Source organism: Pedococcus badiiscoriae (genome assembly GCF_013408925.1).
GTDB lineage: Bacteria > Actinomycetota > Actinomycetes > Actinomycetales > Dermatophilaceae > Pedococcus > Pedococcus badiiscoriae.
Window position 1 is genome coordinate 26,598 of the sequence record NZ_JACCAB010000001.1, and the last position, 25,842, is coordinate 52,439.

Here is a 25,842-nt window from a genome sequence, read left to right on the forward strand (position 1 = left end):
TTCCCAGGTGTGGGGGTGGCCCCCACGGGGTCACCCCCACACCTGTAGCAGGCCCGGACCGCCACTCCGGGCACGAAGCGCACTCTTAGGCAAGGAGCAGGCATGAGCGCAGTCGCACAGTCGACGCGGGGGTCGACGAAGGGCAAGCCGCCGAAGGAGCGAGGGCTCCATGCGGGCCAGGGCAGGCAGGGACTGCTGCTCGTGGCCCCCACGCTCGTCTTCCTGGCGATCATCATCATCTACCCGTTGCTCAGGGCCATCTACCTCTCGTTCCAGAAGGACGAGGGGCTCGACCCCGCCACCAAGCTCTTCGTGTCGGGTGGGAGCGCGGGGCTGTCCAACTACACCCACTGGCTCCTGCAGAAGTGCGGGAACGTCGACTGCCCTCCCGGCACGATCGGCGCCCTGTTCTACGACGCGCTCTGGGTCACCCTGTTCTTCACCGCGGTCAGTGTGATCATCGAGGTCCTGCTCGGCATCTGGTTCGCGATGATCATGAACCGCGACTTCAAGGGCCGCGGCCTGGTCCGTGCCGCCATCCTCATCCCGTGGGCGATCCCCACCGCGGTCACCGCCAAGCTGTGGTACTTCATCTTCGCCTACGACGGGATCGCGAACCGGCTCCTGGGCGGGGTCGGCATCTCCCCCAGGCTGTGGACCAGCGACCCGTGGTCGGCCAAGTTCGCGATCATCATCGCCGACGTGTGGAAGACGACGCCCTTCATGGCCCTGCTCATCCTCGCGGGACTCCAGCTGATCCCGGGTGACGTCTACGAGGCAGCGCAGATCGACGGAGCCAGCAAGTGGCAGACCTTCGTCCGCATCACCCTTCCGCTGGTCAAGGTGCCCCTGATGGTCGCGGTGCTCTTCCGCACGCTCGACGTCCTGCGCATCTACGACCTCCCCGCGATCCTCACGCAAGGGGCCGGAGGCACGACATCCCTGTCGATGCTGGTCATCAACCAGATCCGCCAGGGCGGGTTCAACAACGCCTCCGCACTGTCGACCCTCGTCTTCCTCCTCATCGCCTTCACTGCGTTCCTCTTCATCCGGTTCGGCGGCGCCGACGTCATCCAGCGTCCGCCCTCCTCGAAGAAGAAGAAGGACCAGGAACCCGCTGTCGGCAACCCGGTCGCCGCCAACGCCACCTCGATGGGAGCCTGACATGACTGCTGCCACCACCACGACCGCCCCTCCTGCCAGTGGCCGCACAGAGGCCCAGGAGATCCACTTCAAGAGCGACCGCAACGCCAAGATCCGGATGTACCTCGGGTTGGCCGCTCTGGTCATCTGGGGACTCGCGCCCTTCTACTGGATGGTCGTCACCGCGTTCCGCGACGTGGGCTACACGTTCGACACCACGCCGTGGCCCACGCACGTCACCCTCGACAACTTCAGGACGGCCTTCTCCACGGATCGTGGCAACCACTTCGGCGACGCGCTGGTGCACTCGATCATCATCGGTATCGTCACGACGGCTGTGGCCATGCTCGTCGGGGTCTTCGCGTCGTACGCGCTCGCCCGCCTCAACTTCCCGGGCAAGTACGTGGTCCTCGGGATCATCCTGGGCTCGTCCATGTTCCCCGGAGTCGCACTCGTCACGCCGCTGTTCAAGCTGTTCGGCGACCTGGGCTGGCTCACCGGCGCGAACTACCAGGCGCTGATCATCCCGAACATCTCCTTCGCCCTGCCGCTGACCATCTACACCTTGACGGCCTTCCTGGCCGAGATGCCCTGGGAGCTCGAGGAGTCCGCGCGGATCGACGGCTGCACCCCGGGTCAGGCGTTCCGCAAGATCATGTTGCCGCTGGCCGCACCCGGCCTGTTCACGACAGCCATCCTGGCCTTCATCGCCAGCTGGAACGAGTACCTGCTGGCCCAGCAGTTCTCGACGAAGCAGACGCAGACGGTCACGGTCGCGATCGCGGCCTTCACCGGGGCCCAGCCTCACCAGGAGCCCTACACGGCCGTCATGGCAGCCGGAACCATCGTGACCGTCCCGCTGATCCTCATGGTGCTCGTCTTCCAGCGCGCCATCGTGTCGGGTCTGACGGCGGGGGGTGTGAAGGGCTAGGCCCCCGGCCTGCGCCCCTCAGCTCCCATGGGACTGTTCAACCCCGGTAGCGGCACCGGCGACGTTCGGGCGAGGGCCCAGCGGCTCGACATGCTGCTGGGCATCATCGGGTTCTTCGCATTCATCGCCACGATCCAGACGGTCGTGCTGGAGGTCCGTGGGGAGTCGGCGGGCGCGTCCGCCGCGCTCCTCGCGGTCCTCCTGGCGGCCCTCTGGTTCATCTGGCGACTGAGGCGGAACACTGGCGTCTAGACCTCGAGTGGAGGTGCGAGATCACCACCATCGGCGACGTGGCCAAGGCCGCGGGCGTGTCAGTGGCCACTGTGTCGCGCGCCCTTCGGGGTGTGGACCGGGTGAGTCCGCGCACCCGCGACCGCGTGCTTGCCGCGGCGACGGAGCTGCACTACGTGGCCTCCCCCGCAGCGACCAGCCTGGTCTCGGGACGTACCCGCGGGGTGGGGGTCATCACCCCGTACTTCAACCGCTGGTTCTTCGCGACGGTCGTCACCGGCATCGAGAAGGTCCTGCGTGAGGAGGGGTTCCACGTCCTGCTCTGCGACCTCGAGGGGAGCACCTTCGACACGCGCCTGCCGATCACGCAGACGATGCTCTGGAAGCGCGCCGACGGTGTGATCATCCTGAACGTGCCGCCGAGGCCCGCGGAACGGTCCCTGCTGGACCGGCTCGGTATGCCGGTGGTGACCGTGGGGAACCGTCAGCCCGGGTGGCCCTCGGTGCGGATCGACGACCGTGCCGCGATGGGCGTGGCCACGCGCCACGCCATCGAGCTGGGGCACCGCGACATCGGGTATGCCGGCACGGTGCCGGCCTCGATCACGCACCTGCAGACCCCGTTCGACCGACGTGCCGCCTTCACCACGGTGATGTCCGAGCACGGGCTGGTCTGTCCACCCGAATGGACCCTCGAGTGTGACTGGACCGCCGCGGGTGCCGCCGAGCACGCCAGCCGGATGTTCGCGCTCCCCCGCATTCCCACGTGCATCGTCGCCGCATCCGACGAGATCGCGTTCGGCGTGATGAGCGCCGCTCGACGCCATGGCCTGCGGGTGCCCCAGGACGTGTCGGTCATCGGGATCGACGACCACGTGCACGCGGAGATCTTCGACCTCACCACCGTCCGGCAGGACGTCGAGGCCCAGGGGCGCAGGGCGGGCCGGATCATGCTCGAGGCGCTGCACGGCCGCGCAGCCGACACCGTCGTCGACGACGTCCTCGACGTCGAGCTCGTCGTCCGCGGCTCGACCGGCCCTCCGCGGATGGTCCCGGCGGACGCCCCGGGTGCCACGGGCGCCACGAGCGCCGCGGACGCCTTGGGCGCCACGAGCGCCGCGCGGCAGGCCCCGAAGCCCGCCCTCCAGGCCACGAGCTAGTCGGCGCGCGCCGCCCGGACGGTCCTTGCTCGGCTTTCGAGCAGGGCGGTCAGGCGTCGATGCGCTCGCGGTCCAGGCCGGCTGCGGAGTCGACGATGAAGTCCTTGCGGGGTGCCACGTCGTTACCCATGAGCAGCTCGAAGACGCGCTCGGCCGCCTCCGCATCACGCAGGGTCACCTTGCGCAGGGTGCGGTGCCGCGGGTCCATGGTCGTCTCCGCGAGCTGGTCGGCATCCATCTCCCCGAGTCCCTTGTAGCGCTGCAGCGGCTGCTTGATGTTCTTGCCCCGCTTGCCCAGCGACGCCATCGTCGTGCGCATCTCCTTCTCGGAGTAGGTGTAGATGAGCTCGTTCTTCTTTGAACCGGGGTTGATGACCTCGATGCGGTGCAACGGGGGCACGGCGGCATACACCCGCCCGGCCTCGACGAGGGGACGCATGTAGCGGAAGAAGAGGGTGAGCAGCAGCGTGCGGATGTGGGCGCCGTCGACGTCGGCGTCGGTCATGATGATGACCTTGCCGTACCGGGCCACGTCGAGGTCGAACGACCGGCCGGAGCCGGCACCGATCACCTGGATGATGGCGGCGCACTCGGCGTTCTTGAGCATGTCCGAGACCGAGGCCTTCTGGACGTTGAGGATCTTGCCGCGGATCGGCAGCAGCGCCTGGTAGTCGCTCGAGCGGGCCAGCTTCGCGGTGCCGAGGGCGCTGTCGCCCTCGACGATGAACAGCTCGGACCGCTCGACGTCGGTGGAGCGGCAGTCGGCGAGCTTGGCCGGCAGGCTGCTGGTCTCGAGGGCGTTCTTGCGACGCTGGGTCTCCTTGTGCAGCCGCGCGCTGATCCGCGACTTCATCTCGGAGACGACCTTCTCGAGCAGCAGTGCCGCCTGGGCCTTCTCGCCCCGCTTGCTCGAGGTGATCCGAGCCGTCAGCTCCTGCTCGACGACCTTGGCGACGATGGCCCGGACGGCGTTGGTGCCGAGCACCTCCTTGGTCTGGCCCTCGAACTGCGGCTCGGCCAGACGCACCGTCACGACCGCCGTGAGGCCGGCGAGCACGTCGTCCTTCTCGGGCTTGTCGCTGCCGACCTTGAGGCGGCGGCTGTTGACCTCGAGCTGCTTGCGGAACACCTTGAGCAGCGCCTGCTCGAAGCCGGCGAGGTGGGTGCCGCCCTTGGGCGTGGAGATGATGTTGACGAAGGAGCTCACCTTCGCGTCGTAGCCGGTCCCCCAGCGGACCGCGATGTCGACCCCGCACTCGCGCTCGACCTCGGTGGGTGACATGTGGCCCTGGGCGTCGAGGACGGGCACGGTCTCGGTGAAGGTGCCGGTGCCCTGCAGCCGCCACACGTCGGTCACGGGCGCGTCGGGAGCCAGGAACTCGACGAACTCGGAGATGCCGCCGTCGTGCACCAACGTCTCGATGTGGGTCGCCGACTCCCCCGCGGTGCCCGGCTTGCGTCGCTCGTCGCGGATGACGAGGGTCAGGCCGGGGATGAGGAAGGAGGTCTGGCGCGCCCGCGAGATCAGGCCGTCGTAGTCGAACTCGGCGTCCTTGAGGAAGATCTGCTCGTCTGCCCAGTACCGGATCCGGCTCCCGGTGACGCCGCGCTTGGCCTTGCCGACGACCGCCAGCTCGCTGGTCCGCTCGTAGGGCGTGAACTCGTGGTCGGGCGCCTTGTCGTCGGTCGCGACGTCCGGGAAGTAGCCGGGCTCGCCGCGTCGGAAGCTCATGGCGTACGTGTTGCCGCCGCGGTCCACCTCCACGTCGAGGCGGGCGGAGACGGCGTTGACGACCGACGCGCCGACGCCGTGCAGGCCACCCGAGGCGGTGTACGAGCCGCCGCCGAACTTGCCTCCCGCGTGCAGCTTGGTGAACACCACCTCGACACCGGTCAGGCCGGTCCGGGGCTCGATGTCCACGGGGATACCGCGTCCGTTGTCGCGCACCTCCACGGAGCCGTCGCGGTAGAGGATCACCTCGATCCGGTCGCAGACGCCGGCCAGGGCCTCGTCCACCGCGTTGTCGATGATCTCCCAGAGGCAGTGCATGAGCCCGCGGCCGTCGGTCGAGCCGATGTACATCCCCGGACGTTTGCGGACCGCCTCCAGACCCTCGAGGACCTGCAGGTGGTGTGCGCTGTAGTCCGAGGTCGACTTGGTGGTCGCGGCCTTCTTGGCAGTGGTGGCGGTGGCCAACTGTCCTGTGCTCCTGTGGTGGGTTCTGGCGGCCCCCGTGCTCACGGAGGGTGGCCCCCACGCTATCCCGGCGACCCGGGCACCCCGCGCAGGCACGCGGCACACCCGCTCCACGTCCCTGCGGGGGCGAATTCCCATCCACCGGACACCCGACCTACGAATCACCCATTGCGACATGAGATGACACACATGGCGACCCAATACCCGTGGGGAAGAACGAGGCGTGCTTGACTGTTGTCAACGGCACGACGCGCCCCCGGGCGCAACGAAAGGAAGGCTGACGTGACCACTGCACTGGCACCCTCATTGAACGCGGCCGACCGCTGCGACCGTTGCGGCGCCCAGGCCTACGTGCGCGCTCGCCTTCACGCTGGTGGCGAGCTGCTGTTCTGCGCGCACCACGGACGCGAGCACCTGCCCAAGCTGCGCGAGCACGCCGACATCCAGGACGAGACCGAGCGGCTCCAGGAGACGCCCCCGGTCGCTGCCCTCGAGGAGCGGTAGGAAAGCCGCCGCGGACCTCCCGCCGTGGAGGCCACTGTCTGGGTCCCCGCCGTCCTGATCCTGATCGGGATGGTGGGGATCGTCATTCCCGTCATCCCCGGCCTGGCGCTGTGCCTGGCCGGCGTGCTCGTGTGGGCCATCGACACGAGCAGCACGCTCGGCTGGTCGGTGTTCGCGCTCTGCGCGGTCCTCTACCTCGCCGGGCTGGCGCTGCAGTATGCCGTGCCCGGCCGGCGGCTGCGCGAGGCCGGCGTCCGCACGTCGACCCTCGTCCTCGCGGTGCTGCTGGCCGTCGTGGGGTTCTTCGTCATCCCCGTGGTCGGTGCGGCGATCGGGTTCGTGCTCGGGATCTACCTCGTGGAGCTGGGCCACTCCCGGGACCGCGTCGGAGCCTGGACCTCGACAAAGGCCGCACTGAAGGCGGTGTTCCTGTCGATGGGGATCGAGCTGCTCGCAGCCCTCGCCATTGCGACGACCTGGATCGTCGGCGTGCTGGTCAGCAGGGCCTGAGGTCCCGCTCCCGTCTCCCCTACGCGCTCAGCAGCCGTCGCGCTCAGAAGCCGTCGTCGCGCCGGCGGTCCCAGCGCTCCTCGATGCGGTGCATGAACGAGCCACCCGAGCGGGGGGTCTTCGACTTGGTCGGGGTGGCTCGACGCACCGTGCCATCGGGCTGGACGGTGCCGAGGGCCGCCTTGCGGCGCGGCGGCGTCAGCGCGAAGGCGACCGCACCGACCATCAACGCGAAGCCGATCGCGCCGATCCACATCGTGGTGTTCACGCCGACCAGGACGAGGGCCAGACCGGCCACGACCCCCACCACTCCGACAGCCATCCGCCGACGCGCCGAGGCACGCGCGCCAGCGCCCTGCATCTGCGACGCGAACTTGGGGTCCTCGGCATACAGCGCCTGCTCCATCTGCGAAAGCAGCTGCTGTTCGTGCTCGGAGAGCGGCACGGTGACCTCCTGACGTTCGGCGTGCACCCACTAAACGCATCAGGCCACCAAATCGTTGCCCGCGGGGAGCATCGTTGCCGGTCAGTGGCCATCCGCTGACTTCTTCAGGATATGTCGCGACGCGTGGTTGCACTACCCGTGGGCCGGGCCGGGTCTGGGCTGATCGCGATCTTTGTCCCCTCCGCCGTCACGGGGCCTGTCGCGGGGCCTGTCGCGGGGCCTGTCACGCTGTTTTGCCTGGTCACGGTCGGGGATCAGGCTCGCCGGTCGCACGCTGCCGGCGCCGAAACGCGCACTGGCCCGGTCGACGGCCCGGTCGGCGTCCCGCCAGCCGTGGTCCGGCTCGTCCAGGGTGCCCTGGATGGGCGCACCCACGCTCTCGACGAGGCCCTCCATGCGCACCCCGACCAAGCGGATCCGGGCCCGCTGCAGCCCCAGCGCGTCGTAGAGGCTCTTGGCGGTGTCGAAGATCTCGCGGCTCACGTCGGTGGGGTCACGCAGCGTCCGGCTGCGGGTGATGGTGGTGAAGTCGGAGAACCGCACCTTGATCGAGACGGTGCGGCCGAGCACGCCAGCCGACCGGACCCGCGCCGCGGTGCGGTCGCTCAGCTTGAGCAGCTGCCGGTGGATGTATGCCGGGTCGTCGACGTCGAACTCGAACGTCTCGTCCGAGCCGATGCTGCGTTCGCGGCGCTGGGTCTCGACGTGGCGCGGGTCGCGGCCCCAGGCCAGGTCGTGCAGGTGCGGCCCCGCACTCTCGCCGAGGGCCCGGCGCAGCGTGTCCAGGGGTGTGTGGGCGATGTCGGCGACCGTGTGCAGCCCGAGGCGCAGCAGCGTCTCCTCGGTCTTGTCCCCCACTCCCCACAGGGCGCCGACGGGGAGCTGCTGGACGAAGGTGACCACCTCGTCGCGAGGCACGACGACCATGCCGTCCGGCTTGGCCAGTCCCGAGGCGAGCTTGGCGACGAACTTCGTGGGGGCGACGCCCACCGAGCAGGTGATCCCCTGTTCGTCATGAACCGTGTCGCGGATGAGCTGGCCGATCTTCGCGGGGCTGCCCAGCCTGCGCACCGACCCGGACACGTCGAGGAATGCCTCGTCGAGGGAGAGCGGCTCCACCACCGGGGTGATGGTCTCGAAGGTCGCCATGACGGCGGCCGAGATCTGGCTGTAGAGGTGGTGGTCGGGGGCGATGACGGTCGCTGTGGGACACAGCCGCCGCGCGCGCGACATGGGCATCGCCGAGGCCACGCCGAACTTCCGGGCCTCGTAGGTGGCCGAGAGGACGACGCCGCGGTTGCCACCACCGCCGATGATGACGGGGGTGCCCACGAGCTCGGGGCGGCTGAGCAGCGACGCCGAGGCGAAGAACGCGTCCATGTCGACGTGCAGGACGGTGCACCCGGTGTCGTCGGGTGGGTGCTCCGCCCCACGCTGCGGGAGCGCGTACTGGCGCCGGCTCATCGGTGGCCCCGGGCTGCCTCAGCGTCGAGCGAGGACGTGCACGGCCGCGCCGAGCTGCCCGAGGAAGCCGAAGTCGGGGTGGCGGCTGGCGACCTGTTCGAGCTCGAGCAGCGCGATGCGGTCGGCGTCGGAGTCGATGAGCGCCGACGGCACGAGGTCACTGAACAGCCGCACGCCGTGGACGTCCTCGACGGTGAGCCCGGTCTGCTCGACGAGGGCCTGCAGCTCGGCCGCGTCGAACCGGCGCGGCAGCGGGTCGGCGGTGCCCCAGCGGCCGTCTGCCGAGGTCAGGGCCGTGTGGGCCTGGGCGAACTGGCCGGCCAGTGCCCTGGCCAGGACGACGGCGAGCCGCCCCGCGGCCACCAGGCTGAGGTAGCCACCGGGCGCCAGGACGCCTGCCAGCGCCGCGAGCGTGGCCTCGGGGTCATCGACGACCTCGAGGGTGCCGTGGCAGCAGACCAGGTCGACCGGTTGGTCGCCCACGACGTGGGCGAGGGAGTCGGCGTCGCCCTGCAGGGAGGTGATCCGGTCCGCCACGCCGCGCTCGGCGCTGCGCCTCGACAACGAGGCGAGGGCGTCCGGACTCGGGTCGACGACGATGACCTCGTGGCCGAGCTCGGCCAGCGGCACGGCGAGCCCACCGGTCCCGCCGCCGAGGTCCAGGACCCGCAGGGGGCGCCCCAGCTCGGCCTGCCGGCGCTCGATGAGGGTGCTCACCGAGGCCCAGACCGCCGAGGTGCGCAGGGCTGTCTCGACGCCGCCGCGTCGGGTCCGCCACTGCTCTTCGGCCACGAGGGCCACCTCCTGTGATGGTCTGCGGGTGCGATGGCCAGCCTAATGGGCAAGGTGTCGGCGACGGGCCGGCGTCCCGGGCACTGGTGGTCAGTGCACCGCGTGGTCAGTGCACCGCGTGGTCAGTGACCGGAGCTGCCGGGGCTCGAGTGCCACAGCTTGCGCGGTGGGGCGAACTGCTCGGCCCCTCTCTCGTCGGGCACCACCACCCCCTGGCCCAGCCGGTGCGACCCCCGCACGTCCTCCCCCGGAGGCCTGGTGTCGGCGTAGGGCGACTGTCGGAAGCCCGAGGCGTGCACCAAGACCCGGCGCCCCCCGCTCACCTGCTGCTGGTGGGCCGCTTCCAACGCTTCCGCCTGCTCGGTCGCGGTGCGCTCACTGGCGTCCATCGCGGCATACACCGCCTCGAGGCCACCCCCTCGCCACGCTTCCCACAACGGGGTGAGCTCCCACGCACCCGTCGCCCGCAGCGAGATCCCCCGCGGGCCGGTGCGACGCACCACACCACGCACGAGCAGCATCCAGGAGTGGAAGACCGTGGCGGCGTACGGGCCTTGGACATCCTCGAAGAAGGTCGCATCGATCGGCCCGGTGGAGTCGTCGAGGGTGAGGAAGACGACCCGCCGCCCTGAGCGGATCGGCGGCGTCTGGGTGGCGACCTTGACCCCGCACGCCCACACGGTGGAGCGGCTGCGCGCCCGCAACAGGTCGCGGCTGCGGGTGACGCCGAGAGCCTCGAGCATCGGAGCGTAGAAGTCGACCACGTGGGCACTCGCGTCGAGGCCGAGGATGTCGAGCTCGGCACGAACGCGCTCGGGACCGCTCAGCTCGGGCAGGCCGGTGCCACTGGTGAGCTCGGGTCGGTCACCGAGGTCGAGTGCGAGCTGGGTCGGCTGCTGGTCGGCTGTCCGCACCGGCAACGCTGCCTGTGACTGCGCCGCCGCCCGGGCCCGCACCTGACCGCCCTCGAGGGCCTGGTCCGCCGCCGGCAGGAGGCGGCTCCCCCTGGGCCGGCGTGGTCCCGCCCGACGCGCGGAACGGTCCAGCGCCCGGCCGTAACGGTCGAGCTCGGCGACGTGCAGCAGCAGGTCACGCCGGGTGGTCCGGCCCCGCCGGCCCAGACCTCCCGGACCGATGCCGGCGGAGGCCACCTGCATGCCGTAGAGGCTGTCGAACCCCCCGGCGAGGACAAGGCGTTCGGCGATCGGGCGCGAGACATGGGCGCGGTGCCAGAAGTCGGCCAGCCCGGCATAGGGCTGCCCGGCGACGATGCGCGCCACCTCGGCGTCGTTGATGCCGCGGACGTCGGCCAAGGACAGCCTGATGCCGTAGTCGCTGGCATCGGGCAGGTCGGGGTGCGGCGGGACGAACCCCGAGGAGTCGCAGCGGTCCAGGCGCTCGATGCGGTAGCTGCCGGTCGAGACGTTGACGTCGAGGCCGAGCACCGCGATGCCCAGGCTCCGGGCGTCGTCGAGGATGAGGCGCTTGGGATACATGCCCGGGTCGTGGGTGAGCACCCCGGCGAGGAACGCGGCGGCGTGGTGGGTCTTGAGCCACGCCGAGTGGTAGGTCGGCAGGGCGAAGGCTGCGGCGTGTGCCTTGCAGAACCCGAACGACGCGAACGCCTTGAGCACCTCCCAGATCCGGTCGACCTCGGCCGGTGCGTAGCCGCGGGCCGCGGCGGCTGGTCGCCACCAGGCCTCGATCTCGAGCTGTCCCCTGGGGGTGCCGAGCGCCCGACGCACCTCGTCGGCCTGGGCCAGCGACACCCCGGTCGTCTCCGCGACGATCATCAGCACCTGCTCGTGGAAGACGACGACGCCCTCGGTCTCCCGCAGGGCCTCGATGAGCGTGGGGTGGAGGTAGCTGACGTCCTTCCAGCCGTGGCGGGCCTCGAGGAACGGCGTGATCATGTCGGACTTCACCGGGCCTGGCCGGAACAGCGAGATGTCGATCACGAGGTCCTCGAACCGCTCCGGGCCGAACTTGCCGATCAGCTCACGCTGTCCGGGGCTCTCGATCTGGAAGCAGCCGAGGGTGTGGCTGGTGCGGATCAGCCGGAACGTCGCCTCGTCGTCGAGCGGCACCTGGGTCTGGTCGTCGAGGTCGACCCGCACTCCGTCGACCCGCTCCACCTCCTGCACGGCGTGGGCCATCGCCGACTGCATCCGGATGCCGAGGACGTCGAGCTTGAGCAGCCCGAGCGTCTCGACGTCGTCCTTGTCGAACTGGCTCATCGGGAAACCCAGCCAGCTCGCCTCCACCGGCGTCCGGTCGAGCAGGCTGCCGTCGGACAGGATCACCCCACAGGGGTGCAGCGCGATGTGGCGGGGCAGCCCGTCGAGCCGTTCGACGAGGTCGAACAGGGCACGCAGCCGAGGACTGTCCAGACCCCGCGCGCGCAGCTCGGGCAGCTCGGCGATGGCGTTGCGGGCGTCCCGCGCGCGGATGTGTGGGAACGCCTTGGCGATCTCGTCGATCTCCACCGGCGGCAGCCCGAGCGCCGCCCCGACGTCCCGGATGGCGTGTCGCACCTTGTAGGTGTCCATCATCGACACGCAGGTGACCCGCTCACCGCCGAACCGGTCGAGGACCCGCTCGTAGACCTCGGTGCGGCGGGCCGACTCCACGTCGATGTCGATGTCGGGCAGCTCGGCCCGCAGAGGCGAACAGAACCGCTCCATCAGCAGGCGGTAGCGGATCGGGTCGACGCCGCTGATCCCGAGCAGGTAGTTGACCAGCGACCCGGCTCCCGAGCCGCGAGCCGCGACCCGGACCCCCATGTCGTGGATGAGGTCGACGACCTCGGCGACGGTGAGGAAGTAGGTCGGGTAGCCCAGCTCCGCGATGACCTTGAGCTCGTCGGTGAGCCGGCTCTCCACGGCCATCAGGTCGCGCTCACCCGCCCCGGGGTAGCGCGTCGCCACTGCCGCGCGGCACCGCTGCTCGAGCACCACCTGGGCACTCATGCCGGGTTCGACCCCCACCCGATCGGGTTCGGGCAGGTGAACCGACCCGATGCCCAGGTCGTGGCGGGCGCTCTGGGCACAGCCGAGCCCGAGGGACAGGGTCCGCCCGACGAGCTCGTCGGCGCGCGCCCGGTCGCCGGTGACCTCGCGGGCGATGCCATGCATCGTGTCGGTCGTCGCCAGGTGGGCTGCGTCGGTGACGCGGTCGAGGTGCCGGGTGTCGAGGGCGACCAGCCGTCGCGCGGCGTCGAGCACGTCGACCACAGCCGACTCCCCCGGGTCGACGTGGCGCACCGCCGCGGTGAGCACTGCGGGAACCCCCTGCTCGTCGGCAAGTCCCAGCAGCCGCCGGGCATGGCTGCGCGATGCCGGGGTGCCCTCGGGTCCCCCGTGACAGACCACCTCGATGACGACGGCGTCCGGTGGCAGACGACGTCTCCAGGCGGCCAGCAGTTCTCGGGCCCGGTCGATGCGCTTGGCCAGCAGCGCCCGTCCCACGTCGGAGTCCGGGCCGAGCAGCACCACGAGCGGACTGGGCTCCCCGCTCACCGCAGGACCGCCACAGGCCGCTGCGATCACGGCTGCGGAGCTCACGGGCACTCCCCGCTCACCACGCAGGTGGGTCTGGGTGACCAACCGACACAGTGCCGCCCACCCCACCCCGGCGGGCAGCCCGGCCGCACGCCCCCGCGCGAGCACCGTGACCCGCGGGTGGCGGGCATCGCGCTCGGCGCCGCCCCGGACCGGCGTCCGAGGCGCCACCCCCGTACCCGTCGCCCCTGGACCCGTCACCCCTGGACCCCCATCTGGGCCCACCCCGAGGTCGACCCCCAGGACGGGCGCGATGCCGGCCGCGGTGGCTGCCTGGACGAAGCGGATCGCGCCGTAGAGACCATCGCGGTCGGTGAGCGCGAGAATCGGCTGACGATGCTGGGCGGCGCGCTCGACCAGCGCCTGGGGCGTGGAGGTGCCGTAGCGCATCGAGAACCCCGACGCGACGTGCAGGTGGGCGAACTCGGCGCTCACGGTCCCGACCCCGTGCCCACCGTGCTGGTCACCAGCGTGGGCACCAGCAGGTGGTCGTGGGTCGACCTGGGCACGGGCAGGCCCAGGGTCCGGCAGACGAGGTCGAGAAAGAGCTCGGACTGGCGCAGCAGGTCGTCGGCCTCGCGCGCGCTGTGGTCGTGGTGGCGGCGAGCCCCCACGACGTCGAAGAACCCGGCCCACTCGGAGAGCTCCGGCGCGACGGTGGGCAGCAGCTCCCAGAGGCTGCGTGGACCCGACTGACCGGTGGACGGGTGGGCGGAGGTGCTCCGGGTGGCGACCACGGCGGCAGCGGCGCGCAGGGCCCCGAGCTGGGCCTGGTCATAGCGTCGGGCGATCTCCTCGCTCTGGCAGGCCTCGAGCAGCGAGTGCCGTGCCCGGTCGAGCAGGTCGAGCGTGGCAGCGGCTCCGGTCGGTGCCCCCAGGGCACTGCGGGCGCCCATCAGTCCGCCACCCTCAGCAGCCGCCACTGACTGCTGACGCTCGCAGGGTCGGCGCACAGGTCGTAGACCCCGGTCCCGGCGAGTCGGCCGGCGCTCGCCTCGACCCGCCAGACCTGCCGCTCCCGTGCGTCGGTGAGCACGTCGCTGCCCTCCCGTCCACGGGCATCGCGCCACCACGGCCGCCGCTCCTGCCACCGGTCGAGCACGGCCCGGACGACATAGAGCCGGCCACGCCAGACGAAGGCGTCCGGCCCGCGCCCCGCCACCTCTCCCAGGCCCGGGGTCACGTCCTCGCGAGCGCCCTCCCGGACCTCGATGGGCTCTTCGTAGCGGCGGACCACAGGTGCTCCTTCGATGGTGGTGGGTGATGGTTGGGGTGATGGTGTGGGGTGATGGTGGGGTCGCTGGGATGCGCTCTGGCCCTGTGAGGGACGGGGTCGAGGCGCCTGCTCACAGGGCCAGAGCCGCAGTGGTCCGCGGGGCGACCGTCTGCCACGGTGTGGGACCGTGACCGGTGGACCGGCCGTCGTCGGAACCATCAATTCGAACAGGTGTTCGAACAAGAACCACCGTACACCCCGCCACGGACAGGCCGTCAACCCCGTGGGACGACTGGTGACAGGCATGATCCGACGGCCCTAGGCTTTCGGCCATGACAGCGTCCGACGCGTCGACGTCGGCCCCCGACCTGACCGGGCACCCTGCCGTCCGCAGGGTGCTCGAGACCCTCGCCGTGCACCACGTCGTCCCGGAGGTGGTGACCCTCCCCGACGCCGCGCGCACGGCGGCCGCCGCGGCTGCCGCGCTGGGCATCACTCCCGCCGAGATCGCCAACTCACTCGTCTTCAGGGCGCACGCCCCGGACGGCACGGTCAGCCCGATGCTCATCCTCACGTCGGGCGCGCACAAGGTCGACCTGGTCAAGGTCGCCGACCTCGTCGACGACGTCGACCACCTCGACCGGGCCGACGCCGACTTCGTCCTCGAAGCGACCGGGTTCACCATCGGGGGCGTGGCGCCGGTCGGCCACCGCACCCAGGTCCCCACCCTCGTCGACGTCTCGCTCAGCCGCTACCGCCACGTCTGGGCGGCCGCCGGCCACAGCCACACCGTCTTCCGCACGACCTACGAAGAGCTGCTCCGCGTCACCGGAGGGCACGCGATCGAGGTCGCCTGAGATCCCCAACGATCCCGGACCTCCCCAACCGCGCAGGGCGAGTCGGCACAATGGGCCCATGACCACACCGAAGCCCGTCGAGTGCTGGCTCACCGACATGGACGGCGTCCTCGTCCACGAGGAGAACGCGATCCCGGGGGCGGCCGACTTCATCGCGGCACTGCAGGACACCGGACGACGGTTCCTCGTGCTGACCAACAACTCGATCTTCACCCCGCGCGACCTGCGTGCGCGGCTGCTCGCGAGTGGTCTGGACGTGCCCGAGGAGGCGATCTGGACCTCGGCCCTGGCGACAGCGCAGTTCCTCGCCGACCAGCGGCCCGGAGGCAGTGCGTTCGTCGTCGGCGAGGCCGGCCTGACGACGGCGCTGCACGAGGTGGGCTACACGCTGACCGAGCGCGACCCGGACTACGTCGTGCTCGGCGAGACCCGCACCTACTCGTTCGAGGCGATCACCAAGGCGATCCGGCTCATCGAGGGCGGCGCGCGCTTCATCGCGACCAACCCCGACGTCAGCGGTCCGAGCCAGCAGGGCACGCTGCCCGCCACCGGGTCCGTCGCCGCCCTGATCAGCACGGCCACGGGCCACCAGCCCTACTTCGTCGGCAAGCCCAACCCGCTGATGATGCGCAGCGCCCTCAACCGGATCGACGCGCACTCGGAGTCGACCGTGATGATCGGCGACCGGATGGACACCGACGTGATCAGCGGGCTCGAGGCAGGGCTGCGGACCGTCCTCGTCCTCACCGGCTCGACCCGCCGCGACCAGGTGCACCGCTTTCCCTACCAGCCGACGCGCGTCGTCGACTCCATCGCCGATGTCGTGCCCCTGGTGGGCGAGCTGCGTCCACTGACAGGCCCGTCGAGCGACTGACCGAGCGACTGACACGGCGAGGTATGCCGTGCGGCCGGGTCAGCGGCGCGTGGTGCCGAGCACCCCATCCAGCAGACCGGGGAACGTCGCGTCGAGCTCGTCGCGCCGCAGCGACACCAGCCGCTCCCGTCCGCGGGGCTCGTTGCGGATGATGCCCGCCTCGCGCAGCACCTTCATCAGGTGCGACTTGGTCGACTTGGGCAGCGCCGGGTTCGTCGCGCCGCACTGGGCCATCTCGAGTGGCCCGTCGGCGAGGTCGCGGACGATCTGGAGTCGGGCAGGGTCGCTGAGTGCGAACAGCACATCGGTGAGCTCGACGTCCGCCATGGCGGGATGCGGAAGCTCTTGGTTCGCGGGCATGGTTCGATAATACTCGGACCAATTTGGCGGGAACGGGAATGCCGGCACAGGACTGACGGTTCGATAAATATCGAACCGATGTTCTCGTCCGAGAGGCCCGTCATGAGTGCGACCAGCAGCATCCCGACCGGAACGACCCGCTCGACCACGCCCAGCTCGACCACGCCCAGCTCGAGCAGGCTCCCCCGCCGCCCGGCCTTCGTGCTGGCGCTCACGTCAGTCGTGGCCATGATGGTCGGCGCGAGCGCGCCGTCACCGTTCTACCCGGTGCTCAAGGCGCAGATCGGCTTCTCGGCGGGGATGATGACCACGATCTTCGGCGTCTACGCGCTCACGCTCCTGGTGACCCTCCTCGTCACCGGCTCGCTGTCCGACCACATCGGCCGCCGACCTGTCCTGGCAGTCGGGTTCGTGGTCCTTGCGGTGAGCATGGTCGGGTTCTGGCACGCCCACGGCGTCGGCACCCTGCTCGTCTCCAGGGCGGTCCAGGGTGTCGCCGCGGGGCTGCTCATGTCGACGATGTCGGCCGCCGTCGTGGACCTCGAGCCCCGCACCCGTCCCGGCCTGGCGGCGACGCTCAACAGCGTCACTCCCCTGTTCGGCCTCGCGGCGGGCGCGCTCGCTGCGGGCGCCGTCCTCGACTCCAGCCGGCAGGCCCTCCCCATCGTGTTCGGCACGCTCACGGCGGCCTACCTCGCGCTGGCCGCCGGTGTCCTCGCCCTTCCCGAGACCTCGCCGCGGCACGACGGCTGGCTGCGCTCGCTGCGGCCACAGATCGGCATACCTGCGGCGGCACGGCCCGCCTTCCGGCGCAGCGCGCCCGCTCTCTTCGCGGGCTGGGCCACCGGCGGCCTCTACCTGTCCCTCGGTGCGCCCGTCGTCGGCCAGCTGCTCGGCGGTCGCAGCCACGTCGAGCAGGGTGCCGTGGTCACGGTGCTGACCGGGGTCGGCGCGCTGAGCTCCTGGCTCGGGCGGCGCCGCACGCCACGCCAGATCACGCTCTACGGGACGACCATGCTGGCCGTCGGCACCGCGTTGACGCTGGTCGCGCTGCACACCGGATCGCTCGTCGGCTTCCTGCTGGCCGCCGTGGTCGCGGGGTCCGGGTTCGGCACGTCCTTCCAGGGGATCATGCGCTCGATCACCCCCACGGTCGGGGCGGACCAGCGCGGCGAGCTGTTCTCCAGCGTGTTCGTCGTCAGCTACCTCGCGTTCGGACTCCCCGCAGTGGCCGCCGGGTTCGCGGCCCCGCGCTACGGCCTCGAGGCGACGGCCACCGTCTACGGCCTGGCGGTCGTCGTGCTGTCCACCGCCGCCGCCCTGGCCCGGGCGTTCACCACCCGGGACTGACCTGACCGACCCCGCAACCGACCCCGACCGGCTACGCGCCGCGCGCCGTCCCGGGGGCGGTCCCACGCGGGCTGAGGTCGAGGTTGCGGTAGACCTCGAGGGTCGCGGTCGACCGGTTCATCGTGATGAAGTGCAGCCCCGGCGCGCCCTCGGCGAGCATGCGGTCGGCGAGCTCGGTGGCGATCTGGACCCCTACCTCGCGAGTCGCCGCGGGGTCGTCCGAGACCGCCTCCAGCCGGCTGACGACAGCAGGGGGCAGCGCGGTGCCCATCAGCTCGGACATGCGGGCGACCTGCCTGAAGTTCGTCACCGGCATCAGACCCGGCGTGATGGGCAGGTCACGGCGGGCCGCCACGGCGTCGCGCAGCCGCAGGTAGCTGTCGGCGTCGAAGACCATCTGGGTGATGGCGAAGCTCGCTCCGGCATCGGCCTTGCGGACCATGACCTCGACGTCGTGCTCGAAGCTCGGCGACGCCGGGTGCACGTCGGGGAACGCCGCGACGCCGATCGTGAAGTCCCCCAGCGTCCGCACGAGGGCGACCAGGTCGGTCGCGTGGTTGAGGCCCTCCGGGTGGGCCACCCACTCGCCGCCCACGTTGCCCGGCGGGTCCCCGCGCAGGGCCAGGATGTTGTGGACCCCGCTCGCGGCATACAGGCCCACGACCTGGCGCAGCGCCGCGACGGACGCACCGACGCAGGTGAGGTGGGCCAGCGGGGTCAGGGTCGTCTCCCGAGCGATCCGCTCGGTGACGCGCACCGTGCGGTCCTGGTTCGAACCGCCGGCGCCGTAGGTGACCGAGACGAAGTCGGGCCTGACGGACTCGAGCCGGCGGATGGCGTCCCAGAGCGCGGACTCCCCCGCGTCGTCCTTGGGCGGGAAGAACTCGAAGCTGATCGACGGGTGCGGCGCCGCCAGCATGCCGGGGATCGACAGCGGCTGCTGCCTCAGTCGATCCACTCCCGAGGTGTGCCCCAAAGCCATGGCGGTGAGACTAGTCGAGCGCCGACGCCGTAGGCTCGGGGCCAGCACAGGATGAGACATTCCGCGAAGTGACGGACGGCCGGGAGGAACGCGTGGTGACCAGCCCGCTCGACGCCGCGTCCCTGCGTGAGCGGGTGCAGCACACGGTGGACGACGTCCTCGCCCACCAGGCCGGGATCCTCGCCGAGGTCGGGCCCGACGCGCAGGAGCTGCTCGGCGCCGTCGCCCGGCTCCTGACCGGCGGCAAGCGGCTGCGCGCCGCCTTCCTCTACTGGGGCTACCGCGCCACCGGTCAGCCCGACTCGGAGGCCCTGGTGCGCGTGGCCACCGCCATGGAGTTCTTCCAGGCGGCCGCCCTGATCCATGACGACGTCATGGACGACAGCGACACGAGGCGGGGTATGCCGGCCGCGCACCGTTCGCTCGCGGCACGTCACGAGCGCGAGTCGTGGGCCGGCGACGCCGACCGCTTCGGGGTGGCGGGCGCGATCCTCGCGGGCAACCTGTGTCTCAACTGGACCGAGGAGATCTACGCGACCTCCGGGCTCGACCCGGAGCACCTCGCCCGCGGGCGCCGCGTCTTCGACGTCATGCGCACCCAGCTGATGGGTGGGCAGTTCCTCGACGTGGTGGAGTCCGCGCGTTCCTGGGACGGCATGCCCACCCGGGAACGCATCGACCGGGCAGAGCACGTGATCCGGTTCAAGAGCGCCAAGTACACGGTCGAGCACCCCCTGCTCATCGGCGCCACGGCCGGCGGTGCCTGCGACGACGACCTCTCGGCCCTGTCCCGCTACGGGCTCGACCTCGGACACGCCTTCCAGCTGCGCGACGACCTGCTGGGCGTGTTCGGCGACCCGGCCGCGACGGGCAAGCCAGCCGGTGACGACCTGCGCGAGGGCAAGCGCACCGTGCTGATCGCCCACGCCCTCGCCGGGGCCGACGCTGCGGGGGTCGAGCTCATCGAGTCCCGGCTGGGCGACCCCACGCTCGACGACGACACCGTGCAGCGGCTGCGCGAGGCGATCAGCGCCGCCGGCGCGGTGGACGAGGTCGAGGCCGACATCGCCCGCCTCGCCGGCTCGGCCCGGATGGCGCTCAAGTCGACCCGCGAGCTGTCGCCGGAGGCCACCGGGGTGCTCGACCAGCTGATCGACAGCGCGACGGCCCGCGCCCACTGACGCCGCGCGGCACACGAAACCACCCCGCGCCCCATGCGGACCCTCGCGCGTGGAGCCTCGCGCTGACTCGCAACAGAGCTCTAGAAGGCCTGCTCCATGGCCCGTCGCCGCACCTCGGTCTTGAACCCGGCGGCGAGGTTGTCGACGGGGGTACCGCCGATGCGCAGCGTCTCGTCCGGGGTGAACATCCAGCGGAGGATCTCCGCGTCGGTGAGGCCGCCGTCGGCGAGCACCGTGAACGTGCCCCGCAGGTGACGGAAGACGTCCTCGTCGAGGAACTGCGCCGGCACGGCGACGACCCTGCGCTCACCGATCCTGGCGCTGAGCAGCTCACGGTCCTCGATCAGCTTGCGCACCGAGGACAGCGGTATGCCGAGGCGCTCGGCGATGTCCGGCACGGTCAGCCAGGAGCCGACGAGGTCTTCGAGCGGGGTGTCGGTGGGCTCCGGCTGCTGGTCGGTCACGGGACAAGAGTGCCAGCCAAGCCAGGCAAAGCAAACTCGCGATCGGAGCAAATTACATCGATGTAAGTCGATATAGAGCGGTCTGATGGTGTACCTTTCACAATCGTCACAGTTGTCCCACTGATCACTCCAGCAACCCCCGGCGCAGTTCCTGCTCCACTGGGACGCGACACCCCTGCTGGACGACGCAGCACCCCCGCCTGAAAGGCAGCCACCGATGTCCCCAGTGACCGCTCCCGCAGCGCTCCCTTCGGCCACCCTCCAGACCGCGGTCGCCGTCGTCCGGAAGGCCAAGCCGGCTCCCTACGGCTGGACGACCTACACGGTGCGCAGTGGGGACAACCTGGCCGCGATCGCCGCCCGCACCGGCACCACGACCGGGGCGCTCGCGGCACGCAACCACCTCAGCCACGGCGGCAACGTCCTGTCGGTCGGGCAGCGCCTGTCGGTGCCCAAGACGGCTGCGCAGGCTCGTGCCGAGGCGGCCCGGGCCCGGGCCGCATCCGCAGCCAGGGCGGCAGCGATCAGGCGCGCGACGTACGTGGTCCGATCCGGCGACTCGCTGAGCAGCATCGCCGCGCGCAAGCACGTCTCCCTCGCCGCCCTCCTCAAGGCCAACAAGCTCACCATCCGGTCCGTGCTGCAGGTCGGCCAGAAGATCCGCATCCCCGGGGCCGGCGCCGCCAGCGCACGCCGCCCGGTCGCCGCAGCCCCGTCCATCACCACCTACCGGGTGCGCAGCGGTGACACGCTGAGCGTCATCGCCACCCGCACCAGGACGGCCCTCGCGACGGTCTACGCGCTCAACCGGCTGACCGCGCGCAGCGTCATCCAGCCCGGCCAGGTCCTGCGGGTGCACGGCGCCACCCCGGCGGCCACCCGCCCGGCCGGCACCGCGGCATACGTGGTCCGTGCGGGTGACACGCTCAGCGGGATCGCCAGCAAGCACAGTGTCACCCTTGCCGCGCTGCTCAAGACGAACCGGCTGACGGCGCGCTCGGCCATCTACCCCGGCCAGCGCCTCAAGGTGCCCGCGACTCCGGCCAAGTCGGCCACGAGCGCCAACACCTTCGCCGGGCGCACCTACTCCACCGCGATCGTCAGCGCGGCCGACCGCAACCGCGCCACGCTGGCCCGGCGGGCCGTCCCCAGCCGCACCCAGACCAGGGCGATGATCGTCGCCACGGCGCGCCGCAACGGCGTGGACCCCAAGCTGGCCCTGGCCGTCGCCTGGCAGGAGTCCGGCTGGAACCAGCGCCAGGTCTCGGTCGCCAACGCGATCGGCGTCATGCAGGTCATCCCCTCCTCCGGGCAGTGGGCCTCCGACATGGCCGGACGGCGGCTCGACCTGCTCAACACCCAGGACAACATCACGGCGGGCATCGTGATCCTGCGCTCGCTGACCCGGGCGGCGAGCACCGTCGACCAGGCCATCGCGGGCTACTACCAGGGTCTCTACTCGGTCCAGCACCAGGGGATGTACGCCGACACCAAGGCGTACGTGGCCAGCATCAAGGCGCACCGCGCCACGATGTGAGCAGGGACGGAGAATCCGGTCCGGACGCCACCCACGGGCCCGCCTGCACGAGATGACCCACAGGACCTCCTACACTTTGCGAGTGTCTTCCGGTGTCACCGAGTCGTTGCTCGGGCGTGTGTTCGACGGGCGCTACCGCGTCCAGTCGCACATCGCCGACGGCGGGATGGCGTCGGTCTACCTCGCGCTGGACACCCGGCTGGACCGTGACGTCGCGCTGAAAGTGATGCGCCACGACCTCGCCCAGGACGAGGCGTTCGTGAGCCGCTTCAAGCGTGAAGCACGCTCGGCGGCCCGCCTGTCGCACCCCAACGTCGTGTCGGTATTCGACCAGGGCGAGGACGACGGCCAGATGTTCCTGGCGATGGAGTACGTCCCCGGGCAGACCCTGCGTGAGGTGATGAAGGCGGAGGGCCCGCTCACGCCGCGCGCTGCCCTCGACATCCTGGGGCCGGTCCTGCAGGCCCTCGGCGCGGCCCACCGTGCCGGCATCATCCACCGCGACGTCAAGCCGGAGAACATCATCCTGCGCGAGGACGACGGCACCGTGAAGGTCGCCGACTTCGGCCTCGCCCGCGCGGTCTCGACCCAGACCACGGCCTCCCAGACCGGGGTGCTGCTGGGGACCGTCGCCTACCTGTCCCCGGAGCAGGTCGAGCGCGGCATCGCCGACGCCCGCAGCGACGTGTATGCCGCCGGGCTGATCCTGTTCGAGATGCTGACCGGCACCAAGGCGTTCACCGGCGACACCCCGATCCACATCGCGTACCAGCACGTCCACGGCTCCATCCCGGCTCCGTCGTCGCGGGTGACCTCGGTGCCCGGCGAGCTCGACGCGCTCGTCGCCCTGGCGACCTCGCGCGACCCCGACCACCGCCCGTACGACGCCGAGGACTTCCTCGTCGAGGTCCGCAGGTCGCGGGCGATGCTGACCCCGGCCGAGCTGGACCGACGCCCCGAGGGGCCGGCGGCCCTGGCCGGTGGAGCAAGGACCGTGGCCGTCGAACGCACCAGCGCCCTGCCTGTCCCGGCCGGCTCGCAGACCCCTGCCTCCGCCCAGCGCCGGCGCCCCGTCCCTGCGGTGTCGCTGCCCATCGACCGCACCCCCACCGCTCCACCCCTGCTGCCCGGCCGAGGGCTCGAGGCCGCCGGGGACGACGACGGGTACGACCGCCGCAACGGGCTCTGGCGCTGGATCTGGGTCGCCCTCGCGGTCGTGGTCGTCGGCGGTCTCGCGGCGTGGTGGTTCCTCGCGGGTCCCGGCTCCCCCACCGTGGTGCCTGCGACCACCAGCCTCACCTTCGCCCAGGCCAAGGCCAAGCTGGACGTCGCCGCCTTGGGCGCCGTCCGCATCGACAGCTTCGACGAGTCGGTGCCCAAGGGCGTGGTCATCTTCACCCGGCCCGGTGCGGGTTCGCAGGTGCGACGTGGCACCGACGTCAAGGTCACCGTCTCCAAGGGGCCTGAGCGGTATGCCGTGCCCGACGTCGTCAACAAGTCGGCCGCCGAGGCACGAGACCAGATCACCGCGGCCAAGCTGACGCTGGGGACCAGCACGCAGGCCTTCGACGAGACCGTCCCCGCCGGGCTCGTGGTCAGCGTCGAGCCCAAGGTCGGCACCCAGCTCAAGCGCGGCACCAAGGTCAAGATCGTCGTCTCCAAGGGCCGGCAGCCGATCCCGGTCACGGACTACACCAACAAGCCGGCGGCGCAGGCGGTCGACGCCCTGTCGAAGGCAGGCTTCACCGTCGACGCGACCGAGCAGGCCAACAGCGACAAGGTCCCCAAGGGCTCCGTGATCTCGCAGTCACCCGCGGGCGGCACCCTGTTCAAGGGCGAGTCGGTCAAGCTGGTGGTCTCCAAGGGTCCGGTCCTGGTCGCGGTGCCCGACGTCCAGGGCAAGCAGGAGGCGGAGGCCACCCAGATCCTCAAGGCGGCCGGCTTCACCGTCACGATCGAACGCTTCATGGGCGGCATCTTCGGCACGGTCCGCAGCCAGGAGCCCGGCGCCAACACCCAGCAGCCCAAGGGCAGCGCCATCAAGCTCGTCGTCGTCTGAGTTGTCAGACCGCGTGGGGTTCACCCGCCTTCCAGCCAGCAGGGTCGCGACGCTGCTGCTCCTGTCGGTCACCGCGGTGTGGGGCTCGACGTTCTTCCTCATCCGTGACCTCGTCGCGCACGTCCCCGCAGCCGACTTCCTGGCCGTGCGCTTCGCGATCGCCACGGTGGTCATGGCTGTCCTGTTCCGCCGCCAGCTCCTCGCGCTGACCCGGCGCGAGGTCCTGATCGGGGTCGTCCTCGGCGTCCTCTACGGCCTGGCCCAGCTGTTGCAGACCATGGGGCTGGAGCACACCGACGCCTCCGTCTCCGGGTTCGTCACCGGCACCTACGTCGTCCTGACCCCGGTGCTCGGCGCGGTCCTGCTGCGCGACCGCGTGCCGGGGACGACCTGGCTGGCGGTCCTGCTGGCGACGGCCGGACTCGGCGTGCTGTCGCTGCGCGGTCTCTCGATCGGGCTCGGCGAGGCCCTCACGCTCGCGGCCGCCGCCCTCTACGCGTTGCACATCATCGGGCTCGGCAGGTACTCGACCGCGCAGTCCGCGACCGGCCTGGCGACCGTCCAAGCCGGCGTGATCACCGTGGTGGCACTCGTCGGAGCGCTTCCCGGAGGGATCACCCTGCCCTCCACTGGCGGCCAGTGGACCTCGCTGCTCTACATGGCCCTGATGGCCGGAGCCCTCGCGCTCTGGGCCCAGACCTGGGCACAGTCGCACCTGCCCGCCACCCGCGCGGCCATCGTGATGACCATGGAACCGGTCTTCGCGGCGTTCTTCGCCGTGCTGTTCGGTGGCGAGTCCCTGAGCGGCCGCATGCTGGTGGGCGGCGCCTTGGTGCTCACGGCGATGTACCTCGTCGAACTCCTCGGTCGCCGCGCGGGAGCGTCAGCGGAGCAGGATCGACCCGCCGAGCTGCTGCATCACGAGGTCTGACTAACTGCGTCCCTGTTGCTGTAGGTGACTGGCGGGCACCCTGTGCACCATGTCACGCACGCGACAGACCCGTCCTGCCCTTGCCTCTGCTGCGCGAGCACGCCCCCGCGACCCGCGCGGAATGCCGCAGATGAGTGCGTTCTGGATTAGCAGGTCTTGGAACCATGGCGACCTCGAATCGGCCACCAGCGCCGAGAAGCGGCGTTGCCTAGCGCGGGTAGGTACGTGCGCGGGTTCCCGTCACCCGACTAGGGACGTCGTGACTGCCGCCGGCGTGGTTTCGCCTGCCTGGGCTTGGCGCCGGGACGGGTCCGGTCCATCCCGGTCGGGCGATGTGCTGCGGGCAGCGCCAGCCTCAGGCGGCGTTTGACCAGGACCAGCCACGCCATGGTGGCCACGGCAAGGCCGCACACCACGAGCAGGACGGTGTCCACCACCCACGCGCGCGAGCCGCGAGCGAGGTACAGGCGCGTTCCGCCGCTCGGCGGGCGGACCACGGCCACACGCTGGCCCCGGTCGAGGGTGACCAGGAACTCGGCGACATCCGCTTCAGGCAACCGCACCGTCCCGTCGAAGGAGGTGAACGAGCCGGTATACGTGCATGTGGTGCGCCCGCACGCAGAGCGCTGCACGGTCAGGGTGCCGCGCTGCCCCCTCCCATGGGCGGCGTCCCAGGCTGGGCCGAGGTCGCCGCCGACGCCCACCATCAGCCACACGACGGCGGCTGCCGTAGCGACCCAGAACGCGCGGTCCAGGATCCCGCCGGGCCGCGGACGCGTCATCCGGGTCATGGTCACGACGTCACCTGCGGCGGCCTGGTCGAACCGTCGAGCTCGCCCGCGGCGCAGAACTCGTAGGTCACGCGGAGACCGTACCTGTCCCGGGCGGTCATGGCCGACGCATCGGCAGAATCGCGCCGACGGCGGCATGAGCGGACGTGAGCGTGCTTCTACCGAGGGGGCCGCGGTGAGGCTTCGTCGGCCCCTGGCGCACGTTCGGCCTCGACTCCCTCGGACGCACGAACTCGGGCCTCGACGAACTTCAACAGCACACTGACCACGACGTATAGAACCGCCGCCGCCACTAGTGCGTAC

Annotated in this window: 24 protein-coding genes; 13 read left to right on the plus strand and 11 right to left on the minus strand. The window is 71.0% G+C overall.

The window, feature by feature from the left end; all coding sequences use genetic code 11:
* Window positions 1-102 precede the first annotated feature (102 nt).
* The 4 genes from BJ986_RS00130 to BJ986_RS00145 are packed head-to-tail and all read left to right on the plus strand — an operon-like array spanning window position 103 to window position 3,465.
* Window positions 103-1,164, plus strand: a complete 1,062-nt coding sequence (locus BJ986_RS00130) for a carbohydrate ABC transporter permease (protein WP_179420144.1) — start codon at window positions 103-105, stop codon at window positions 1,162-1,164.
* A 1-nt stretch (window position 1,165) separates the two neighbouring features.
* Window positions 1,166-2,074, plus strand: coding sequence for a carbohydrate ABC transporter permease (locus BJ986_RS00135; protein WP_179420145.1), 909 nt, complete (start codon window positions 1,166-1,168; stop codon window positions 2,072-2,074).
* A 27-nt stretch (window positions 2,075-2,101) separates the two neighbouring features.
* A complete protein-coding gene (locus BJ986_RS00140; protein WP_179420146.1) occupies window positions 2,102-2,326 on the plus strand; it encodes a hypothetical protein in 225 nt (74 codons plus the stop codon).
* Between the two features lie 38 nt (window positions 2,327-2,364).
* Window positions 2,365-3,465 carry a substrate-binding domain-containing protein gene (locus BJ986_RS00145; RefSeq protein ID WP_179423324.1) on the plus strand — a complete coding sequence of 367 codons (1,101 nt, stop codon included), beginning with the start codon at window positions 2,365-2,367 and terminating at the stop codon, window positions 3,463-3,465.
* 49 nt (window positions 3,466-3,514) lie between these two features.
* Here the strand turns inward: BJ986_RS00145 and BJ986_RS00150 are convergent, their stop codons facing one another.
* Window positions 3,515-5,662, minus strand: a complete 2,148-nt coding sequence (locus BJ986_RS00150; RefSeq protein ID WP_238338036.1) for a DNA gyrase/topoisomerase IV subunit B — start codon at window positions 5,660-5,662, stop codon at window positions 3,515-3,517.
* A 282-nt stretch (window positions 5,663-5,944) separates the two neighbouring features.
* On the opposite strand from BJ986_RS00150, the gene BJ986_RS00155 reads away from it, so the two are divergent.
* A complete protein-coding gene (locus BJ986_RS00155; protein WP_179420148.1) occupies window positions 5,945-6,166 on the plus strand; it encodes a DUF7455 domain-containing protein in 222 nt (73 codons plus the stop codon).
* 24 nt (window positions 6,167-6,190) lie between these two features.
* Window positions 6,191-6,676 (plus strand): DUF456 domain-containing protein, encoded by a 486-nt coding sequence (locus BJ986_RS00160; protein ID WP_337794633.1) that lies wholly within the window; start codon window positions 6,191-6,193, stop codon window positions 6,674-6,676.
* Between the two features lie 43 nt (window positions 6,677-6,719).
* Here BJ986_RS00160 and BJ986_RS00165 read toward each other — a convergent pair whose 3' ends face one another.
* From BJ986_RS00165 to BJ986_RS16710, 6 genes are all read right to left on the minus strand, one after another.
* Entirely contained in the window at window positions 6,720-7,121 is a 402-nt protein-coding gene (locus BJ986_RS00165) for a DUF3040 domain-containing protein (RefSeq protein WP_179420149.1), read from the minus strand.
* 132 nt (window positions 7,122-7,253) lie between these two features.
* A complete protein-coding gene (gene dinB / locus BJ986_RS00170; RefSeq protein ID WP_179420150.1) occupies window positions 7,254-8,585 on the minus strand; it encodes a DNA polymerase IV in 1,332 nt (443 codons plus the stop codon).
* 18 nt (window positions 8,586-8,603) lie between these two features.
* Window positions 8,604-9,377 (minus strand): methyltransferase domain-containing protein, encoded by a 774-nt coding sequence (locus tag BJ986_RS00175; RefSeq protein ID WP_179420151.1) that lies wholly within the window; start codon window positions 9,375-9,377, stop codon window positions 8,604-8,606.
* Window positions 9,378-9,499: 122 nt separating this feature from the next.
* Window positions 9,500-13,372 (minus strand): DNA polymerase III subunit alpha, encoded by a 3,873-nt coding sequence (locus BJ986_RS00180; protein ID WP_179420152.1) that lies wholly within the window; start codon window positions 13,370-13,372, stop codon window positions 9,500-9,502.
* Entirely contained in the window at window positions 13,369-13,833 is a 465-nt protein-coding gene (locus tag BJ986_RS00185) for an SAV_6107 family HEPN domain-containing protein (RefSeq protein WP_179420153.1), read from the minus strand. The genes BJ986_RS00180 and BJ986_RS00185 overlap by 4 nt, the downstream gene beginning before the upstream one ends.
* Window positions 13,833-14,174 (minus strand): DUF6504 family protein, encoded by a 342-nt coding sequence (locus BJ986_RS16710; RefSeq protein WP_179420154.1) that lies wholly within the window; start codon window positions 14,172-14,174, stop codon window positions 13,833-13,835. Before BJ986_RS16710 ends, BJ986_RS00185 begins: the two co-directional genes overlap by 1 nt.
* A gap of 311 nt (window positions 14,175-14,485) precedes the next feature.
* Between BJ986_RS16710 and BJ986_RS00195 the strand changes: the two genes are divergently transcribed.
* A complete protein-coding gene (locus BJ986_RS00195) occupies window positions 14,486-15,010 on the plus strand; it encodes a YbaK/EbsC family protein (protein ID WP_179420155.1) in 525 nt (174 codons plus the stop codon).
* Window positions 15,011-15,068: 58 nt separating this feature from the next.
* The gene (locus tag BJ986_RS00200; protein ID WP_179420156.1) at window positions 15,069-15,884 is read left to right on the plus strand and encodes an HAD-IIA family hydrolase; all 816 of its coding nucleotides are present in this window, start codon (window positions 15,069-15,071) and stop codon (window positions 15,882-15,884) included.
* Window positions 15,885-15,923: 39 nt separating this feature from the next.
* On the opposite strand, the gene BJ986_RS00205 is transcribed toward BJ986_RS00200, so the two are convergent.
* Complete coding sequence (locus BJ986_RS00205) at window positions 15,924-16,244, minus strand: ArsR/SmtB family transcription factor (RefSeq protein ID WP_179420157.1); 321 nt, start codon at window positions 16,242-16,244, stop codon at window positions 15,924-15,926.
* 102 nt (window positions 16,245-16,346) lie between these two features.
* Here BJ986_RS00205 and BJ986_RS00210 point away from each other — a divergent pair, with 102 nt between their 5' ends.
* Window positions 16,347-17,594, plus strand: coding sequence for an MFS transporter (locus BJ986_RS00210; protein ID WP_179420158.1), 1,248 nt, complete (start codon window positions 16,347-16,349; stop codon window positions 17,592-17,594).
* A gap of 31 nt (window positions 17,595-17,625) precedes the next feature.
* On the opposite strand, the gene metF is transcribed toward BJ986_RS00210, so the two are convergent.
* Window positions 17,626-18,576, minus strand: coding sequence for a methylenetetrahydrofolate reductase [NAD(P)H] (metF, locus tag BJ986_RS00215; RefSeq protein WP_179420159.1), 951 nt, complete (start codon window positions 18,574-18,576; stop codon window positions 17,626-17,628).
* Window positions 18,577-18,671: 95 nt separating this feature from the next.
* On the opposite strand from metF, the gene BJ986_RS00220 reads away from it, so the two are divergent.
* A complete protein-coding gene (locus BJ986_RS00220) occupies window positions 18,672-19,757 on the plus strand; it encodes a polyprenyl synthetase family protein (protein ID WP_179420160.1) in 1,086 nt (361 codons plus the stop codon).
* An 80-nt stretch (window positions 19,758-19,837) separates the two neighbouring features.
* Here the strand turns inward: BJ986_RS00220 and BJ986_RS00225 are convergent, their stop codons facing one another.
* Window positions 19,838-20,221, minus strand: coding sequence for an Rv2175c family DNA-binding protein (locus tag BJ986_RS00225; protein ID WP_179420161.1), 384 nt, complete (start codon window positions 20,219-20,221; stop codon window positions 19,838-19,840).
* Window positions 20,222-20,438: 217 nt separating this feature from the next.
* On the opposite strand from BJ986_RS00225, the gene BJ986_RS00230 reads away from it, so the two are divergent.
* The 3 genes from BJ986_RS00230 (at window position 20,439) to BJ986_RS00240 (ending at window position 24,748) form a co-directional block, all read left to right on the plus strand.
* Entirely contained in the window at window positions 20,439-21,758 is a 1,320-nt protein-coding gene (locus BJ986_RS00230) for a LysM peptidoglycan-binding domain-containing protein (RefSeq protein ID WP_179420162.1), read from the plus strand.
* Window positions 21,759-21,840: 82 nt separating this feature from the next.
* Window positions 21,841-23,817 carry a Stk1 family PASTA domain-containing Ser/Thr kinase gene (gene pknB / locus BJ986_RS00235; RefSeq protein ID WP_179420163.1) on the plus strand — a complete coding sequence of 659 codons (1,977 nt, stop codon included), beginning with the start codon at window positions 21,841-21,843 and terminating at the stop codon, window positions 23,815-23,817.
* A 13-nt stretch (window positions 23,818-23,830) separates the two neighbouring features.
* Entirely contained in the window at window positions 23,831-24,748 is a 918-nt protein-coding gene (locus BJ986_RS00240; protein ID WP_179420164.1) for an EamA family transporter, read from the plus strand.
* 248 nt (window positions 24,749-24,996) lie between these two features.
* Here the strand turns inward: BJ986_RS00240 and BJ986_RS00245 are convergent, their stop codons facing one another.
* Window positions 24,997-25,530, minus strand: coding sequence for a hypothetical protein (locus BJ986_RS00245; protein ID WP_179420165.1), 534 nt, complete (start codon window positions 25,528-25,530; stop codon window positions 24,997-24,999).
* Window positions 25,531-25,842 lie beyond the last annotated feature (312 nt).

Coding starts and splice junctions, on each gene's coding strand:
- metF (WP_179420159.1), bottom strand. CDS start 18,576: ATGGCTTTGGGGCACACCTCGGGAGTGGATCGACTGAGGCAGCAGCCG.
- dinB (WP_179420150.1), bottom strand. CDS start 8,585: ATGAGCCGGCGCCAGTACGCGCTCCCGCAGCGTGGGGCGGAGCACCCA.
- BJ986_RS00140 (WP_179420146.1), top strand. CDS start 2,102: ATGGGACTGTTCAACCCCGGTAGCGGCACCGGCGACGTTCGGGCGAGG.
- BJ986_RS00135 (WP_179420145.1), top strand. CDS start 1,166: ATGACTGCTGCCACCACCACGACCGCCCCTCCTGCCAGTGGCCGCACA.
- BJ986_RS00200 (WP_179420156.1), top strand. CDS start 15,069: ATGACCACACCGAAGCCCGTCGAGTGCTGGCTCACCGACATGGACGGC.
- BJ986_RS00205 (WP_179420157.1), bottom strand. CDS start 16,244: ATGCCCGCGAACCAAGAGCTTCCGCATCCCGCCATGGCGGACGTCGAG.
- BJ986_RS00195 (WP_179420155.1), top strand. CDS start 14,486: ATGACAGCGTCCGACGCGTCGACGTCGGCCCCCGACCTGACCGGGCAC.
- BJ986_RS00130 (WP_179420144.1), top strand. CDS start 103: ATGAGCGCAGTCGCACAGTCGACGCGGGGGTCGACGAAGGGCAAGCCG.
- BJ986_RS00185 (WP_179420153.1), bottom strand. CDS start 13,833: ATGGGCGCCCGCAGTGCCCTGGGGGCACCGACCGGAGCCGCTGCCACG.
- BJ986_RS00230 (WP_179420162.1), top strand. CDS start 20,439: ATGTCCCCAGTGACCGCTCCCGCAGCGCTCCCTTCGGCCACCCTCCAG.
- BJ986_RS00245 (WP_179420165.1), bottom strand. CDS start 25,530: ATGACGCGTCCGCGGCCCGGCGGGATCCTGGACCGCGCGTTCTGGGTC.
- BJ986_RS00210 (WP_179420158.1), top strand. CDS start 16,347: ATGAGTGCGACCAGCAGCATCCCGACCGGAACGACCCGCTCGACCACG.